Annotated in this window: 9 protein-coding genes; 4 read left to right on the top strand and 5 right to left on the bottom strand. The window is 43.3% G+C overall.

Features of this window, described 5'->3' with window-relative positions:
* Nucleotides 1–92: 92 nt before the first annotated feature.
* From BLR84_RS01070 to BLR84_RS01050, 5 genes are all read right to left on the bottom strand, one after another.
* Entirely contained in the window at nucleotides 93–3299 is a 3207-nt protein-coding gene (locus tag BLR84_RS01070) for a glycoside hydrolase family 2 TIM barrel-domain containing protein (RefSeq protein ID WP_090463105.1), read from the bottom strand.
* A gap of 143 nt (nucleotides 3300–3442) precedes the next feature.
* The gene (locus tag BLR84_RS01065; RefSeq protein WP_176851906.1) at nucleotides 3443–4423 is read right to left on the bottom strand and encodes a discoidin domain-containing protein; all 981 of its coding nucleotides are present in this window, start codon (nucleotides 4421–4423) and stop codon (nucleotides 3443–3445) included.
* 30 nt (nucleotides 4424–4453) lie between these two features.
* Nucleotides 4454–6265, bottom strand: a complete 1812-nt coding sequence (locus BLR84_RS01060; protein WP_176851905.1) for a RagB/SusD family nutrient uptake outer membrane protein — start codon at nucleotides 6263–6265, stop codon at nucleotides 4454–4456.
* Nucleotides 6266–6276: 11 nt separating this feature from the next.
* Nucleotides 6277–9588, bottom strand: a complete 3312-nt coding sequence (locus tag BLR84_RS01055; protein ID WP_176851904.1) for a TonB-dependent receptor — start codon at nucleotides 9586–9588, stop codon at nucleotides 6277–6279.
* A gap of 203 nt (nucleotides 9589–9791) precedes the next feature.
* Nucleotides 9792–10958: a FecR family protein gene (locus tag BLR84_RS01050; protein WP_090463092.1), complete on the bottom strand. Its 1167-nt coding sequence runs from the start codon at nucleotides 10956–10958 to the stop codon at nucleotides 9792–9794.
* Nucleotides 10959–11161: 203 nt separating this feature from the next.
* Here BLR84_RS01050 and BLR84_RS01045 point away from each other — a divergent pair, with 203 nt between their 5' ends.
* From BLR84_RS01045 to BLR84_RS01030, 4 genes are all read left to right on the top strand, one after another.
* Nucleotides 11162–11734 (top strand): sigma-70 family RNA polymerase sigma factor, encoded by a 573-nt coding sequence (locus tag BLR84_RS01045; protein ID WP_090463089.1) that lies wholly within the window; start codon nucleotides 11162–11164, stop codon nucleotides 11732–11734.
* Between the two features lie 189 nt (nucleotides 11735–11923).
* Nucleotides 11924–12508, top strand: coding sequence for a sigma-70 family RNA polymerase sigma factor (locus BLR84_RS01040; protein ID WP_090463085.1), 585 nt, complete (start codon nucleotides 11924–11926; stop codon nucleotides 12506–12508).
* A gap of 69 nt (nucleotides 12509–12577) precedes the next feature.
* Nucleotides 12578–13579, top strand: a complete 1002-nt coding sequence (locus tag BLR84_RS01035) for a FecR family protein (RefSeq protein ID WP_090463082.1) — start codon at nucleotides 12578–12580, stop codon at nucleotides 13577–13579.
* Between the two features lie 146 nt (nucleotides 13580–13725).
* A complete protein-coding gene (locus BLR84_RS01030) occupies nucleotides 13726–17256 on the top strand; it encodes a TonB-dependent receptor (RefSeq protein WP_090463079.1) in 3531 nt (1176 codons plus the stop codon).
* Nucleotides 17257–17259 lie beyond the last annotated feature (3 nt).

The raw sequence follows: 17259 nt of genomic DNA, 5'->3' as shown, positions 1-17259 counted from the left end.
CTGATTGCATTGAAGGACTTTCCGGAATACGATGATCAGTGCAGCCAGCATGTATATTTTGTTTCCCATTTCAGAACAATAATTTTAAAATCCTATTTGTTCACAAATGTGGTTAACAGTATCTGATAATTAAATGCTGTTGGTTTTGCATATACCAAATAAGGTTCCAGCGGTTTTGGCCCACAGCCCCAGGAGCCAACACCCAACGTTTTATGACTGATACAAAGTACGGTGCCTTTACTTTTGGGCAGATCTATTTTGTATTCTACATTTTCCATTTCCTCGTCGCTGTAAGGAAGTGCAGCCACCTGTAATAAGGAATCAAGCTGTTTGATTTTTATTCCCGATCCCTTTGCCGCTTTAACATTAGCCCAGCGCACATCTTCATGATTACCGCATTCCATAGGTTTTTCATATGGAGTCATCTGCTTAACTACGCTGCTGGAATAATGCCCCACATCAAAACCACTTTTACGGTCGCCATAGTTTTCCATTGGTCCACGACCCAAGTAATCAAACTGATCAAGGTTCTTGTTGAGGAACATACGCACACCTATACGAGCCAGTATTAGTTTAGGATCGCTGAAGCTAACATTATTAACAACGTTGATCTCACCTTTGCCGTTAATGGTATAAACCGCCTGGTGATGAACAACAAAATCATGTTTACCGGTTCCAGTCAGGTTCACTTTAATCTCTACTACATTTGCGGCCAACTGTGTACTTTTCACCTCATCAGCTACCCAGTTAATATCCTTTAATCCATTTTTCTGCCAGTCGCTATAAGCCCACATATCATCTTTACGATGCGGCGCGCGCCATAGGTGCAGCATTGGCCCCCCATTTTTCTGCAGGATACTTTCACCGGCTTTCTCCATTTTCGAGAAAGTGCCTTTCACTTTGTCAAATTCAAGACTGAAATCAGATCCCTTTACTTTGATCTCTTCTTTTGAATCATTTAAAGTTAATGCGCTTCCCTGTGATCTGTCAGCAAGCGCCGGAATACCAATCGGCAGGTCAAACTGCTGTTCGGCAACTTCGTAGCCTTTTTTTGCCCACAATTTATCAGAAGCAAGGTCAAATGAAACTCTTAGAAAATATTCGGCTCCAGGCTTTGGAGTTAATTTAAATGGGATCTTGATATCTTTTTCTCCTCCAGGATTAACCAAACCAACGATTAAGTTACCCGAGGATATAGCATTGCCGTTTTCACTCAAGTCCCACTTTGCCATAAGTCCGTTAAGGTTGATAAACTGGTAGCGGTTCTTAATAGTAACCAATCCGTTCTTAAGATCTTTTGCACGGATAGTGATCCATTGATAAGCATGTTTAAGCTCTGGATAATGCGGTTTCAACGACCTGTCAGAGAATACCACACCTTTGTGGATGAAATATTGGTCGTTTGGATATTCACCAAAGCCGCCCCCAAAAGCCGTAATGGGATGTTTAGGATCACGGTTATTGTATACGCCCTGATCTTGCCATTCCCAAATAGCGCCACCCAGTAACTGCGGATATTTATCAAACAGATCATTATAAATATCTACCGAACCCATGGAATTGAACATGGCATGAGCATACTCGCACAGATAAAATGGCTTGGTAAGCTTTTTATCGTTCGCATGTTTTTCCAGGTTCTGAACATCGGTGTACATCTCACTATCCATATCGGCAGGATTATTATCGCCTATACCAAAGCCCTGGTAATGTGTTGGGCGACTGGTATCAATCCCCTTTATAGTTTTCAATATGGCCCTGAAATTCGAACCGCCGCTGCCGCATTCGTTACCTAATGACCAGATGATCACTGAAGGGTGGTTTTTAAAATTCTCCACATTAGCTACATTGCGTTCAATAAGCGCCGCCTTGATCCTCGGCTCTTCATTAAATTCATCCCAGGCGCCATGGCTTTCCAGGTTGGCTTCGGCAACAAGGTAGATGCCGTATTCATCACACAGCTCGTACCAGCGGGGATCATCAGAATAATGGCAGGTACGTACATGATTACAGTTGGCCTGTTTAATAAGGACGATATCCCTGATCATTTGTTCTTCGGTAACCGCATGACCGTCATTTGGCCAGTTCTCGTGGCGGTTTACACCCTTTAATTTGATCGGAACTCCGTTTACGGTGAACAGGCGGCCTTTGATCTCTATACTGCGGAAACCGGTACGCGAAGACAACGTTTCTATACTGCGGCCGCCTTCATTAAGCGTAATCACGGAGGTATAAAGTTTAGGCGTTTCGGCCGTCCACTTTTGCGGATTATTTACTCTGAACTTTACATCAACCGTTACCTCTTCACCTGGCTTTAACGAAGGAATTACTTTTTTGCCGATAGCCCCGGGCACGGGTACGATACCATTGTACAGAGAAACATTAACTTCACGTGCCTTAGTTACTGTAGCGCTGTAATTTTTTACTTTGGCGCTTACAACAAGCTCTGCATTTTTGTATTGTTTATCGAGGTTTGTTTTTATAAAGAAGTCGCGAATATGTTCCTCCGGGCTGCTCCATAAAGTAACATTTCTGAATATGCCGCTGAGGCGCCACATATCCTGATCTTCAAGATAACTTCCGCTGGTAAACCGATAAACTTCAACAGCCAAAGTATTTTTGCCAGGCTGCAGATATTTAGTCAGATCGAACTCAGCGGCATTCCTGCTGTTAACACTGTAACCAACCTTGCGGCCGTTGACCCAGATGAAGAAACCGGCATCCACACCATCAAAGGTGATAAATACACGGCGGCCTTTCCATTCGGCAGGGACAGTAAATTCACGGCGATAACTGCCAACCGGATTACGCTCTTTGTAGGCAGTATATTTTTCGGGCGGTGTGCTCATCACCCTTGGAAAATCTTTTTGAAAGATATAAGTAAAATTGCTGTAATAAGGGGTGCCATAACCTTCGATCTGCCAGTTGGAGGGCACCTTGATATCCTTCCATGCGGATACATCATAACCGGGCTTATAAAAGTCAACCGAACGTTTTTGAGGCCAGTCGACCCAGTTGAATTTCCATGGGCCATTCAGGCTGCGGCTAAATGAGGAGGCATGGCGGTTAGCAGCCAGGGCCTCTTTTAAAGTAGCGTACGGCATTAGGGTAGCATGATTGGCTTCTTTGTTTATACCAATATTTTCGGGGTCCTCAATTTCTTTTGGCACAAAGGCAGTATCTGATTGAGACAGTCCCGTACTTTTTTGCTGTTGAAATCCGAGACTTATTTTATAACTAAAAATAAAAAGAGAGATCAATAAAAGTTTAACAAATTGCTTTCTGAAAAAAGTGTTATTCATAAGTATTGATGTTAATTGAAATTGGTTTTACAGAATGAACGTTAGGTTATAGTAAAGAATTATACCTTTTTTAAAGGTTGTTTTTTCATGTAGTGCAGGGTGAAAACCCAATAGGTTGAACCATCAACCTATTGGGAGCGATTTTAAAAGGCGTTTAACTCAGCTATTTGCGTATAAGTAGCATTGTATGCGGAATTGATGATCACCTTAAAATATCGTGCGCTTTTAAACCCTCCGGGTAGAAACTGTTTCTGCAGATCCTTATTGTTTTGCAGATTAAAAGCACCGGCATCGGTCCAGGTAACATTATCCAGGCTGGTTTGTACGCTGACATCGTTTGGTTTCCCGCCGCCATCAGATTGCCTGCCTACAAATGAAAGGCCGTGCAGTGTTTTTACTTCGCCCATATCAATAGTCAGATAATGAGGTGGTCCGGGAGAAGCGCCAGACCATTGGGTGTGCCAGAAGGTGGAGGTGCTACCATCAAGCGCAAATATGGCGCGGCCATTATCCGTCCCTTCACCGTTAGCTTCCTGAGAAGAAAAACCGATCACCTGCCAGTTGGATCTGTCATAAACGGGATAGTCATTAAAATCCGGTTGGGCAGTCACCAGATAGAAAGTTGTACGCAGTGTAGGGTTTAACTTTACTGTAACACTTGTTATACTAACCGCTAACAAATAGGTTTTGAGGGCATCCATAGCACCTGCTCCATTTGTTTTAATACTGATGGTTAAGGGAGAGGTGCTTAGTCGACCTTTGGGAATTACAGAACTGGGAGCCGACAATGTGTAGCTGCCATCCGGCAACACAGGATAATTGGTTTTATTGGCGACATTGAAGCTATCCGCAGCAGCTTTGTTAATGGTAAAGGAAACCGGTATATCGGCTCCAGGATACCCTTGACCGCCAAAATTGGCGCCATATATTAAGGTTTGCACACTGTCGGTTATTTTCAATGTTTTGCTGATCGGGTTGTTTACTGCCTGCGGCATATAAACGCGGTTATAGCTATCCACAGGCTGGTTGGGTAATTCCAATTTATCTTTGCAGCCAGATAACCATGAGCTACAGCTCAGGCAGAGGAGAAATAATATGTTCCTGGAAATATGTTGAGTTGACATCATTATAATTTTAAGTGATCTGATTAAAAATTACCACCCGGGGTTTTGAACCATTAATTTTTCCCTGTCGAGATCGTACTGGCTCACCGGGAACCAATAAGATGCAGGTGAACGGAATAGGTGATTACTCGCCACAACCCTTTTATAAAAGCTGTTATCATCTTTGCTGATATCCATTCCATGCACATCACCCATAACCTGTGACGCGATCTTCCAGCGCCTGATATCGAACCAGCGAATTTCTTCAAAGGCAAGCTCGACCCTACGTTCCTGCCATATGCGGGTACGCATATCTAACTGCGCCGAAGGAACGGATAAGGCGTTGGTGCCATTACCATATTGGGGAATACCCGCCCGGTCTCTGATCAGGTTGAGGTATTTAACAATGTCGGGATTGCCGGGGGCGTACTCATTTAGTGCTTCTGCATAATCCAAATAAATCTCTCCCAGTCTGAACAAAATCTCGGGACGCTGCTGCTGGGCACCGGTACCACCAGAACCCGCATTGGTTTGGGGGGCAACATTCTTTCTTACCAGATAACCCGTTTTTGTCCAGTCGGTCGGATGTCCGTTCTTCCCGTTAGGCCCACTTGCGAAAAAAGAGATCGGTGCAGGAGCCTGCATGGTGCCGCCTTGAAAAACGCTGTTATTATAGGTTACTGAGGCATAAAAACGAGGCTCCCTGTTGATATACATGTTGTAGATCTGGACACCGTTGACACTAGTAAAACCGGTCTCTGAATAAAGCGAAGACTCTTTGATCGGCCTGCCATCAGTCATGAAATAGGCATCTACCTGTTCCTGGGTTACGCCAATCCCATTCCATCCGCCCGCCTGCCTTGGCATAGCATTCACATCAAAATTGGGCAAACCGTTAGATTTTCTGACGAAGATCTGTTCGGTGTTCCAGGGCTGCAGAAAGATGCCTTGATATGATTTGATGGGGTCTCCGCTTGGATCTTTATATAATGAATACAGCCCCATATCAATAACCGCTTTTGCTGCATCGGCTGCTTTCTTCCATTTTTGTATATCATAAGACTGGTTGATCAGTAGCTTTCCATCGAGGGTTTTAAAGCCAGAAAAATCTGCATTTCCATTATATAGCGGACTTGCTGCGTACAACAACAGCCGGGCCTTAAGGGCCAGCGCCATTCCTACTGTGGCCCGCCCGTATTGAGCATCACTTGGCTGGCCATTGTTAGAAGGTATGCGGGGTAGTACCGCGGCGGCTTTATCCAACTCAGTGCTCACATAGTTTACACAATCATCGTATGGGCTGCGCGGCAGTTGCATAGCATCCGCGGTGGCATCAGCCGGAATCTCCTTTTCGCCCATAAGCACAACAGGTCCATACTGACGCATCAGTAAAAAATAATAGTAAGCACGCAGAAACCTGGCCTCCGCTTTGTACTGATCGATCAGTTGCTGACCATTGAGTGCAAGGATCTCCGCATTGCCATCAATATGATTCAGGAAATAGGTAGCAGAGCGAATGCCTTTGTAGTAATATCCCCAGGTATCGAAAAGAGCGTTCCCGGCACTGATATTACCAATGTTTAGTGCATATATAGTATACTTTGACCAGGTAACGTCCGCTTCGTCAGCGTTTCCCAGCCAGGGATTGGAGTTCCATTGGTCAGCCTCATCATCTATGTAACTGTAAACATTGGCAAGGTACTGTTCTGATGGGCCCTTTTTTTTAAACACCTGTTCGATAGTTTCCCGGTCATTAGGTACCTGATCCAGGTATTTTTTACAGCCTGTATTAAAAACTAATGCAATGGTCAGCAAGGCTGCGCTGTATTTTAAGATCGTAGTTTTCATATCTGTTCTTTTCATAAAAGCCATTATTAAAATGTGCATTTAACTCCCATATTGTAGGTTTTTAACAGTGGATACTGTGCCCCTCTGCCATCTCCCAGTTCCACATCCCACAATTTAAAGCCACTCACCGTCCACAGGTTATAGCCGATAAAATAGATACTAAGGTGCGACATGCCTGTGTGTGTCAGCCATTTTGCGCCAGCAAAATCATAGCTTAGCTGCAGTGTTTGCAAGCGCATAAATGCGCCATTCTTCACCCACCAACTGCTGTTTTCATAATTCATATTATCGTTACCGTAGGTAAGGCGCGGATACAGCGGATGCGGATTAGGGTTGGTCGGTGTCCAGCGGTCTGTGATCTGCGCCAGCAAATTACCTCTTTCGCCGCCCTGGCTGAAAGGCTGAAGCCCATCACCATTCAGAGATATATCTACATTGCTGATACCCTTGAACCATCCGGCAATAGCAAAGCCTTTCCAACTGATGGTGGGACCAAAGCCATAAACAATTTCGGGAATACTTCCATAGCCAATCGGACCCTGATCATAGGAGTTTATTTTACCGTCACCATTCAGGTCCTTGTATTTAATATCGCCCGCCTTATTAGTGCCTGTCTGGTACGGGCTGTTGGCCACATCAGCATCGCTGGTAAATAAGCCTAATGCAGTGTAACCAAACCGCTGTCCAAATTTGCGGCCGATCCGCTGCTGCCATGGATATGGCCAGGGTGCATTGGCGTCATTGATCACAATGGCCCGGTTCCAGGTGAAATTCCCTCTTAAACCTAACTGCCAATCTGCACCTATTTTTTTATTCAATTCCAGGGTTGCATCAAGCCCGCGGTTATGGATCTCTCCAAGATTGGCGTAAGGCAAAGTACCTATCCCCACATAGTTTGGCACATCTCCACGCTGACGATAGATACCGGTCCGGTTCTCCTGAAATACATCTGCTGTTAATGAGATGAGGTTATCCAGCATCTTGATCTCCAGCCCCAGATTTTGTTTTTTCGCCTTTTCCCAGGTTACGCTGACCGCATAGTCACCAATATCGAGTCCGTTGATGCTTTGATCCACACCATTCTGACCATAAGAATAGTTACCGTTACCCCCACCTACTGTAGAAATGTAAGCAAAGCGGCGGCCGCCGATATTACTGTTCCCAACAACGCCGTACGAATATCTTAATTTGACGAACTGAAAGGTTTTAGCGAGTGGTTTAAAGAAAGGCTCTTCGGATAACACCCAGCCACCACCGAATGACGGAAAGAATCCGAATCGATGATTTGGTGCAAATGTTTCGGAACCATTGTAGCCGAAATTAGCCTCTGCCAGATAGCGGTTGTTGTATGCATAAGTAACACGACCGGCCAGGCCCATATAGCGGTAAGGTATGGAACTGATAAAGTCATTAGCAAACGCGTCTTCCTTATCAGATTGATTAAAGAGGATCAGCCCGCTTACACTGTTCTTGCCGAATGAATTGGCGTAGTTAATAGCCGCCTCGGTGTAAAACTGACGTGTGCCTCCATTTGATCTGCTGTAACCCAAAAAGCTGGTTCCGATAGCTGTCTTATCCAGAATTAAATTACCCTTGGTATCACGGCCAGATGCCAGATAACCATCAACACTTTTGGTTCGGCTAATGATGTGAGCGTTGTAGTTGTCAAAAGAGAACATACCCGTTGCGGAAAGCCCTTTCAATATAGCACCAAGGTCCTGAGTAACACGGATATTGCTCCAAAGCTGACTTTTAAACTCACTTACATAACCACTTTGGGTTAACAAGTTATAAGGGTTGTTTATATCTCCGGTCCTGATTTGGGAATGTAAGCCATTGGAATACACCGGAGGGATCACAATTGGCGGGAGGAGGTAAGCCGAACTCCAGATCGCATCAACCGAGTTCCCCGGGTAATTACCATTGCTGATCCATCCGGCAGCGCCAAACTCAACCTTGGTGGTTTTGGTCACCTTTAAAGTGAGGTTGGAGGTAAAATTATACCGGTTAAATTTGATAGCAGAGTTATAGCTCGCCAATTGGTCTGTTTTATACAGGCCGTTCTCATCATAATACCCAACTGAAAGATAGTATTGCGCATTCTCTGATCCTCCATTGGCATTGACTCTTGCTCTACGGTTTTGTCCAAACTTATTGAACAGAACTTTAAACCAGTCCACATTAGGATAAAGATCGGGATCAACACCGCTGGCTGTTTTCTGTATCCTATCCTGGGAATATTTCGGATTAGGGTCATTGGGATTACTATTATGGTAGGCTTCATTTGCCATCTGCATATAAGTTATCCCATTAGCAAACTCTGGGATCTTAGTGAACTGGGTGATCCCCTGGTCGTACTGGGCATTGATAGTCGGTTTCCCTACCCTACCTTTTTTGGTTTGGATCAAAATAACGCCATTAGCTCCGCGCACTCCGTAAACCGCGGTCGCTGACGCATCTTTCAGGATACTGAAACTGGCAATATCCTCGGGGTCCACATTGGAAAAATCCCGCTCAATTCCATCTACGAGCACGAGAGGTCCACTGTTGGTAAAAGTAGAAATACCCCGGATATATATTTCGGCACCATCGTAGCCTGGCTGCCCGCTTCGCTGTACCCCAATAACACCCGCCACGCGCCCTGCTATAACATCGGTTAAATTGGCAACCGGCTGTTTCAGTTCTTCAGCATTTACGGTGCTTATGGCACCGATCAGGCTCACTTTTTTCTGCTGACCGTACCCCACCACCACAACATCATTCAGGCCGGTGGCTACCTCTTTCATGATGACATTGATCTCTTTATTATTATTTACAGGCACTTCTTCGGTACTATACCCAATAAAGCTAAATACCAGGATACCATTTCCGTCGGGCAGTTTGATGGAATAGGTCCCATCCTTCCGGGTAGAGACACTGATGTTTCCATCCTTTAACTTTACGGTTACCCCGGGTATTGACAGACCAGTCTGATCTGTAACCTTACCACTTACAACGATAGGCAGTATCTGGATAGGAACAGGATCCGGTGGGTTTTCTTTAATTACTTTTCTTTTGATCAGAATCATGTTTTGAACGATCTCATAACTTATCGGCTGCTGGGCAAAACAAAGGTCAAGCACTTTGGATAGTGGCTGGTTTACCACGTTGATACTTACCGGATTTGACTCGTTTAGAATTTTGTTATCATACACGAACTCCACGCCGCTCTGCTTATGCAGCTGTTTAAAAATACTTAACAGAGAAGCATCTTTGACCTTCAGACTGACGTTTTGCGCATAACTTGCAGCGCTTACCTGGAGTAACCCAGCCAGCAAAAAAACAAATGTGAGTTTCATTATCGACAAAATTTTTGATAGGACAAGGGAATCCCTTTTGCACGGGAATGCAATAGAAAATTTATACATTTGGTTAAGGTTAGTAAATAATTGGTTTACGAATAATCGGTTATTAATCCTTAATGCCGTAAGGCAAAGACCCGGAGCACTTCGACCTGCTCCTGGTCTTATTTAGAACTAAGAAAATTGAAGTGAAGTAGGTGTTAAGCCATGACGATCACCCTCCTTCCCTGAATTTTAAAATGAGCTGCACCTGTGGATTCAAGTGCCTTCAATACGGTATTGATATCCTTGTATCTGGAAATGGTACCGCCAAGCTTGCTTTGTCCTGGCTTATCCTGATACACCACCTCTACATTATACCATCTGGCAATCTTGGGCATAATGCTTTGTATGCTTTCATTGTCAAACACAAAAAAGCCTTCCTTCCAGGAAACAGCATCCTCCGTATTAACCTTATTGATGGTAAAATCAATACGTTGTTGACTGAATACACCTTGTTCACCAGGAACCAGTAAGGCCTTTCCCTTTGCGGATTGCAGTTTGACAGATCCTTCAAGCAGCGTAGTTTTTATCTCCGTTTCATCGGCATAACCCAGTACATTGAAATGAGTTCCCAGTACCTGTACATCTACGCCGTTAACAGACACTTTAAAAGGCATGTTTTTATTTTTGGCTACCTCAAAGTAGGCTTCACCAGAAAGGACTACACGCCGCTCTTTACCAGCGAAGGTAACCGGATATTTCAACGAGGATGCCGAATTAAGCCATACCTTAGTCCCATCGGATAATATAGTTTGGAAGATTCCACCTTTGGGAATGACAAGTGAGTTGCTATCTGCCGTAGTGGCGGGATTACCATTAGCGCGCTGGTTAGCAGAATAAGTTATTATACTATCACTGACCTTACTTATCTTTACAGTTGCTGAATTGGAAATTTCACCGTTCTTTAACCCTCGAAGCATGATAGATACACCGCTGGCTAATTTCAGATAGGCCTGGTTGCTTCCGGGATGAATATCGTTGCGGCGTATATTGGCTTTAGCGGTCTGATCCGCTTGTTGTTTTTCTGAAAAATAATACCAGGAAATCAGACCTGCTGCTACCACCAACAGAATGGACGCAGCGTATCCCAACCAGCCATACCTCCGGTGATTTGTTTTGATTAAAGGCTTCTGATGACCCGTGGCGGATTGTATCCTGGAAACGATCACCTCCCTGATCTCGTCTTCGTTACCCAATGAATTTTCCCACTGGTTATCCATCAGTTTTATTTCGGTATAGTAAGTCTCTAAAAGCTTCTTTTCTTCGTCGGAACATTTTCCGGAAAGGAACTTTTCATAAAGTGAAATAAAATCTTGCTTAGACATGTATTGGTTTATATAACTATAGTACTCGGTTCTTTAAAAAACACACATACTTTTTTTATTTATTTTAAATGCCCTGAAAGTTAACCATAGACCCTATACCTGAAGCCCTTGATTTTGTCGAAAGTTTATGGAGTTTTTTTAATTTAGTTTGGTATTGATTATTTTAAAATGTTTCTTTATCTCATTATTTCCAACCAATTATAATGCTGAACTCCCCTAAATCAGATATTCAACTGTGGCAGGCGGTGCGTATGGATGACCATACGGCATTTAATTCCCTGTTTGAGCGATATTGGAAGAGTCTTTATAAGACAGCTCATTATTACCTGGATGATACAGAAGCCTGCGCCGAGGTGGTCAACGATATTTTTGTAAGCATCTGGAACCGGCGCAAAGAACTGGAGATCGTTTCTTTTTATAGTTTTATGCAGACCTCTGTTCGTTTTCAGATCTATAAACGCCGTAAAGCTGTAAAACTGGAGATCATTTTCCGTGAGCATCTTACTGCTGACAACCTGCATGAACCCAACCTCGGGGACATTCGTATCCAACAAGAGGAAATCGATAAGGTGTTCAGCGGGTATCTTGACAAATTACCAAAAAGATGCCAGCAAATCTTTGAGCTGAGCCGCTTTGACCGCCTTTCTAACCAGGAGATCGCCGAACAGTTGCATATCTCTAAACGGACCGTTGAAAACCAGTTAACGGTGGCGGTAAGGCATTTAAAGGTTTGCTTTAAACATAGTTATCTGATCCTGCTTATTTTCCTAAGGTGATACACCAAATCCTTATCTGGAAAACAGCTGATACAGTACGCAATAAAATTGTTCGTAAATATAATTGGTGCTGGTCTTGTACATTTTTATACTCACCAATAAAAAATGTCCTCAAGCACTCTATTAATACTAAATTTAACATTTTCATAATACTAATTTCCGACTTTTGTTTGATTAAGATACCCCAAAATGCAGGCCGAAGAAAAAAGGCAATTTATTGAGAAAGTATACGGCAGATTTTGGAAAGAACTGTATGTGGTTGCCTATCGCCGCCTACAGTCGGAACAGGATGTTGAAGATATTTTACAAGACATTTTTTTATCGCTTTTAACAGGTGATGTCATATTGGATAATGATGAATCAGTTCGTGCATTTCTGCATCGCCGACTAAAAAGCCGGGTCATTAATTTTTTCCGCAAGCAATTGTTGACCGAACTTTATGAAGAACAGGAACTAACGGTCAGCGGGTTATCTGATACAGATAGCGAAACCCGCCTCATGAGCCAGGAGCTGGAGGCTGTTGTGCAGGAAGAAATTGACCGTATGCCCGAAAAAATGAAACAGATATTCCTGCTGAGCCGTAATGAATTTTTAACCAGCGAAGAAATTGCAACCCGACTTAATCTCTCCAACCAAACTGTACGCAACCAGATCAGCTCAGCCATCAAAAGGATCAGGGCTACGGTTAAAATATATAACCGGGTCGAGCTATCTGCAACAAGCCTTAATATCCTGATAACAATCAGTCTTTTAATGTTAAGTAATTATAAATAAATACATATTAAAACATTAAATTTTACTTTCACATAGTACAAGTGCTTTTTTCAATTGGTTATGTTGTAGATGACCAAAAAAGACAAGGCCAGCTTAAGGCAACTATTTATAAAAGAAGCACAGGGAACCCTTACCTCAGCCGAAGAGCAATTGCTTGACGAGTGGTACAACTCGTTTGACAAGACCCAGCGGGAAATGGTCGTATTTAAAAATGCAGACCATGAATTGCAGGTCAGACAAAAGCTCCTGAATCGGATCATCGAAGCTGGTTTCCCGGAAGAAACACCAGTTAGATCAATAAACTACCGCAAAAGGCTGCGATGGTTTTCGGCCGCGGCTATATTCCTGATGTTTGTTACCGGGGCTCTGGTTTGGAAATATGCTGGTAATTCGCATCTCCAGGCAGAAACCTTGCTGAGCACAGCAACTGGTGAAGGCAAAATCCAAAAAATCATATTAACCGATGGTACCGAGATATGGCTAAATGCCGGGAGTAAACTACGTTATCCGCAGCAATTTTCGGCGCAGCATCGCGATGTATATCTGGAGGGCGAAGCTTTTTTTGATGTAGCTCATGACCCATCAAGACCATTTTCGGTACATACTAAAGGTTTAATTACCCATGTATTAGGCACAGCTTTCTCGGTGACGGCTTATAAAAATATGCCAACAGAAGCTGTAACTGTTATGCGGGGTAAGGTAAGCGTCATGCATAACCGCCGCGTATTATGTTTTATTACGCCCGATAAACATATAGAATATAATACCCAAAGCGGCAAAAGCACACTATCAGACATGTCTTCATCATCGGCCATTTCCTGGAAGGATGGCAAGCTTCAGTTCGAAAATCAAAACATGCAGGATATTGCCGGTAGATTGGGCCGGTGGTATGGTTACGCTTTCAGGTTTGAACATAAAAACATCCAAAACTGCCACTATACCGCCAGCTTTAACAACCAGATACCATTGAAACAACTGCTTAAGGTAATGAAGGCGATAAGCCTGGTAAACTATAAAATAGATACTACACAAAAGACCGTTACCTTCTTAGGAACAGGATGTAACGAATAATCAAATCAATTTTAAACATTAAAAATGAACAAAAGTATACCTGAGTAAATCTACAGAAAACAATAAAACCGCTTTGTGGTCAAGACAAAACGGTTTTTAAACGACTCTAAATCATTAGCAACTAACATTTAAAATCAAACGAATTTATGAAATTTCTTTTGGAACAAAAGAAACAGGAACTGCTTTGCCCACATGGCAGTGAAACGGCTTCAATCTGCATTAAAAAAAGTATCAAACAAATCATGAGAATTTCGGCAGTTCTAATTTTCCTGACCAGTATCAGCACTTTTACTTTACTGGCCGATACCGGAAAAGCACAGGAACTTGATAAAATCAACATCAGTATTACCGTAAAAAACGAGGCCCTGTCCAATGTGCTGCACCGTATAGAAGGTTTAACCTCGTTGCACTTTGTGTATCCGAGCGCGAAGATAGGTGGTCAAAAAGTGAACTCATTTACAGCGAACAACCTCAGCATTACCCAATCTTTAAACCTCCTTTTAACACCCCGACATTTAACTTATAAACAAATCGGGGATAATATACTGATCGATGCCATCAGGACAAAGGTTTCTGATCAGGTGATGTCTGCTATCATTAAAATTGAGGGTAAAGTAACTGATGAAACCGGCCAACCGCTGCCGGGGGTAACGGTAAAAGCAAAAGAAGGCGGTAAGGTGATATCCACAGATACCCAGGGTATTTATCACATCAGTGCAGATGAAAAAGATGCTTTGATATTTACATTCATTGGTTATACACCACAGGAACATCTCATAAATAGCCAGACCATTATCAACGTTTCATTAAAACCCTCATCAAGCCAGCTTAATGATGTAGTAGTTATCGGCTATGGTAATCAATCCAGGGGGAAACTGACCAGCGCTATATCCAAAATTAAATCAGCCGATCTGAACCGTTATTCCGGGAGCAACTTTGCACAACAGATTGCCGGGAAGGCTGCCGGCGTGGTTATTAACGATGCTTCTGCACAACCGGGAACTGACCCGCAAATCGTCATTCGCGGAATAGGAACTTTAACGGCAGGTCGGTCGCCGCTGATTGTGGTTGATGGTTTTCCACTATCAGAAGGCAGTAGTCTTAATTCGATCAATCCTCAGGATATCGAATCTATTGATGTACTTAAGGATGCCGCGGCCGGTGCAATCTACGGTTCAAGGGCAGCCAATGGCGTGATACTGATCACAACAAAAAAAGGCAACTCCGACAAAGTAAAAGTTTCTTTAGATGTATACACCGGTTTCCAGGAGCGTAATGATAATATGAAGTATGTGAATGCCTATGATGCAGCAGTATATTTTACAGAAGCAAGGGATAATGCCTACATATCAAAAAATCCAGCGAACAGAAGCATTACTGATGACCGTGCCACCAGGGTATCCAAAGGTGCCAATCTGCGGGAACTGCGGCTTAATTACTTGCAACCGTACCTGGATAAGCAGCCGGGATTAACCAACACTAACTGGCTGAATGAAGTATTCCGGAAAGCGCCCATGAGCAGCTATGATTTCTCCGTTTCAGGAGGATCAGGAAAAACCAATTATTATATCTCGGCCAATTACTTTAAGCAGGATGGCATCGTAATCAATAATGGCCTCGAAAGGTTTAGCGGTACTGTTAAGGTAGAGTCGAAATTATCCAAAATGTTTACCTATGGCGTTTCGGTTAACCCCTCTTATACCAAGGATAAATATTTTAATAACAATGCCGATAATTCGGGTGATGTGGTCAGCGACATCACGATCAGCTATCCTTTTTTTAGGGCTTATAATCCGGATGGATCCATTGCCGTAAGCCAGCAGATCAAAGGCAACACACCGGAGGATGGCGCTCTGGGCGAAAGCCCGGTGGCCTTAGCTAAACTGATCAAGAATAACCGAAATGATTTCCGGACCTTTGGAAATACCTATTTAGCCTTTGAACCCCTGGCCGGGTTAAAATTTAAAACACTGGTTGGTGCCGATGTCAGGACCAATTTTTATGATTATTACAATCCATCAACCGTTGGCGCTTACCGGCAAGCAGCGCCCAAGCCTGCGATAGCCATAGAAAATGATGGCAATATCTATAACTATATTACAGAGAATACCATCAATTATACCAAAAGCATAGGCCACCATGACCTGGATATATTGGCCGGTTATACCTTCCAATCTGAAAATGGCAATGCAACAGCAATTACAGGCTCGGGTATATCCGACGATAATATCAACAATATAGCCGGGGCGAGCATTTACACCGCGGTACCTGTAAGGTATAAGTGGACGCAGATCTCTTACCTGGCTCGTATCCAATATGCGTACTTTGATAAATATTTACTTTCGGCGACCTTGCGCCGTGACGGTTCCTCCCGCTTTGGCGATAATAATAAATGGGGAAATTTTCCATCTGTTACAGCCGGGTATGTACTGAGTAAAGAATCGTTCTTTCCGCAGAATAATGTAGTGACTTTTGCAAAAGTGCGGGCAAGCTGGGGTTCGGCTGGTAACAACCAAATCGGTTCCTACAGTTCAAAAGCATTGGTCGGGTCCGCATCAGCTAATGGGGCCAATGATTATAATTTTAATTATGTTTTTGGCAATATTCTTTCTCCGGGTTTTGCGGCAACTACTACAGCCAATAACAACCTGACTTGGGAAACCAAAAACTCTACCGATATCGGCATTGATCTGGGCTTGTTTCAAAACTTTAACCTGGTGGCTGATTATTACAATTCCACCACCAAAAACCTACTGCTGAATGTACCTATTCCCGAACAGTCGGGTTTTGTATCATCTATACAAAACATTGGCAAAGTAAGCAACCAGGGTTTTGAGTTCGAGCTTTCCGGAAATAATTTTAATGTAGGTGCATTTAAGCTGGGCTTTAATGCCAATATAGCTACTAACCGAAATAAAGTATTGGCACTTGCCCCTGGGCAAACGCAGATCATACAGGGTGCTGAAAGTAATTTTATCACCAAAGTGGGAGGACCGGTTGCAGAATTATATGGTTATAATATAACCGGCGTATATAAAAGTCAGGATCTGATCAACAGCACCCCGCACCTGGCAGGTACATTGGTAGGCGATTATATGGTAGAGGACGTGAATCATGACGGTGTCATTGACAGCCGGGATCAAAAAGCCTTTGGTACCTATAATCCTAAATTCACCTACGGTTTTGGTGGTAATATAGGCTATAATAGATTTGAACTTAGTTTCTCCTTTAATGGTGTATCGGGCCGAAAAATATTTGACCGAGGTTTAGCCACTTTGGATGACTCCGGCGAAGGGTTTTCTATGCCAAGTCAGTATTATTTTGATCACCGTTATGATCCTGTAGCCAATCCGGGAGGAACTTACGCTGCACCAAACCTGGGAAACCTTTCCTCGGCACGCAGGCTGACACGTGCATCCAGTATTTTTTATTATGATGGCAGCTATTTAAGGCTTCGCAATGTCCAACTGGCGTATAATTTGCCTGAAGCATGGACATCAAAAATAAAAATAAGCCATATACGCCTTTATGCAACAGCCAATAACCTGTTCACCTGGACAAAATACAGGGGTTACAATCCCGATGCGACCAGCAGTAATGTACTTACCGACGGGTTGGCCAATTCCAACTATCCTGTGGCCCGTTCATTCATATTTGGCGCAAATGTTACATTTTAATTG

Origin of the sequence: Mucilaginibacter sp. OK268 (assembly GCF_900103125.1) — a bacterium.
Lineage (GTDB): Bacteria > Bacteroidota > Bacteroidia > Sphingobacteriales > Sphingobacteriaceae > Mucilaginibacter.
This window is presented reverse-complemented; position numbering and strand designations above follow the sequence as displayed.

Bases quoted from the DNA above. Each gene is read 5' to 3' on its own strand.
- BLR84_RS01070 (WP_090463105.1), bottom strand. From the start codon at position 3,299: ATGAATAACACTTTTTTCAGAAAGCAATTTGTTAAACTTTTATTGATC.
- BLR84_RS01065 (WP_176851906.1), bottom strand. From the start codon at position 4,423: ATGTCAACTCAACATATTTCCAGGAACATATTATTTCTCCTCTGCCTG.
- BLR84_RS01060 (WP_176851905.1), bottom strand. From the start codon at position 6,265: ATGAAAAGAACAGATATGAAAACTACGATCTTAAAATACAGCGCAGCC.
- BLR84_RS01055 (WP_176851904.1), bottom strand. From the start codon at position 9,588: ATGAAACTCACATTTGTTTTTTTGCTGGCTGGGTTACTCCAGGTAAGC.
- BLR84_RS01050 (WP_090463092.1), bottom strand. From the start codon at position 10,958: ATGTCTAAGCAAGATTTTATTTCACTTTATGAAAAGTTCCTTTCCGGA.
- BLR84_RS01045 (WP_090463089.1), top strand. From the start codon at position 11,162: ATGCTGAACTCCCCTAAATCAGATATTCAACTGTGGCAGGCGGTGCGT.
- BLR84_RS01040 (WP_090463085.1), top strand. From the start codon at position 11,924: ATGCAGGCCGAAGAAAAAAGGCAATTTATTGAGAAAGTATACGGCAGA.
- BLR84_RS01035 (WP_090463082.1), top strand. From the start codon at position 12,578: ATGACCAAAAAAGACAAGGCCAGCTTAAGGCAACTATTTATAAAAGAA.
- BLR84_RS01030 (WP_090463079.1), top strand. From the start codon at position 13,726: ATGAAATTTCTTTTGGAACAAAAGAAACAGGAACTGCTTTGCCCACAT.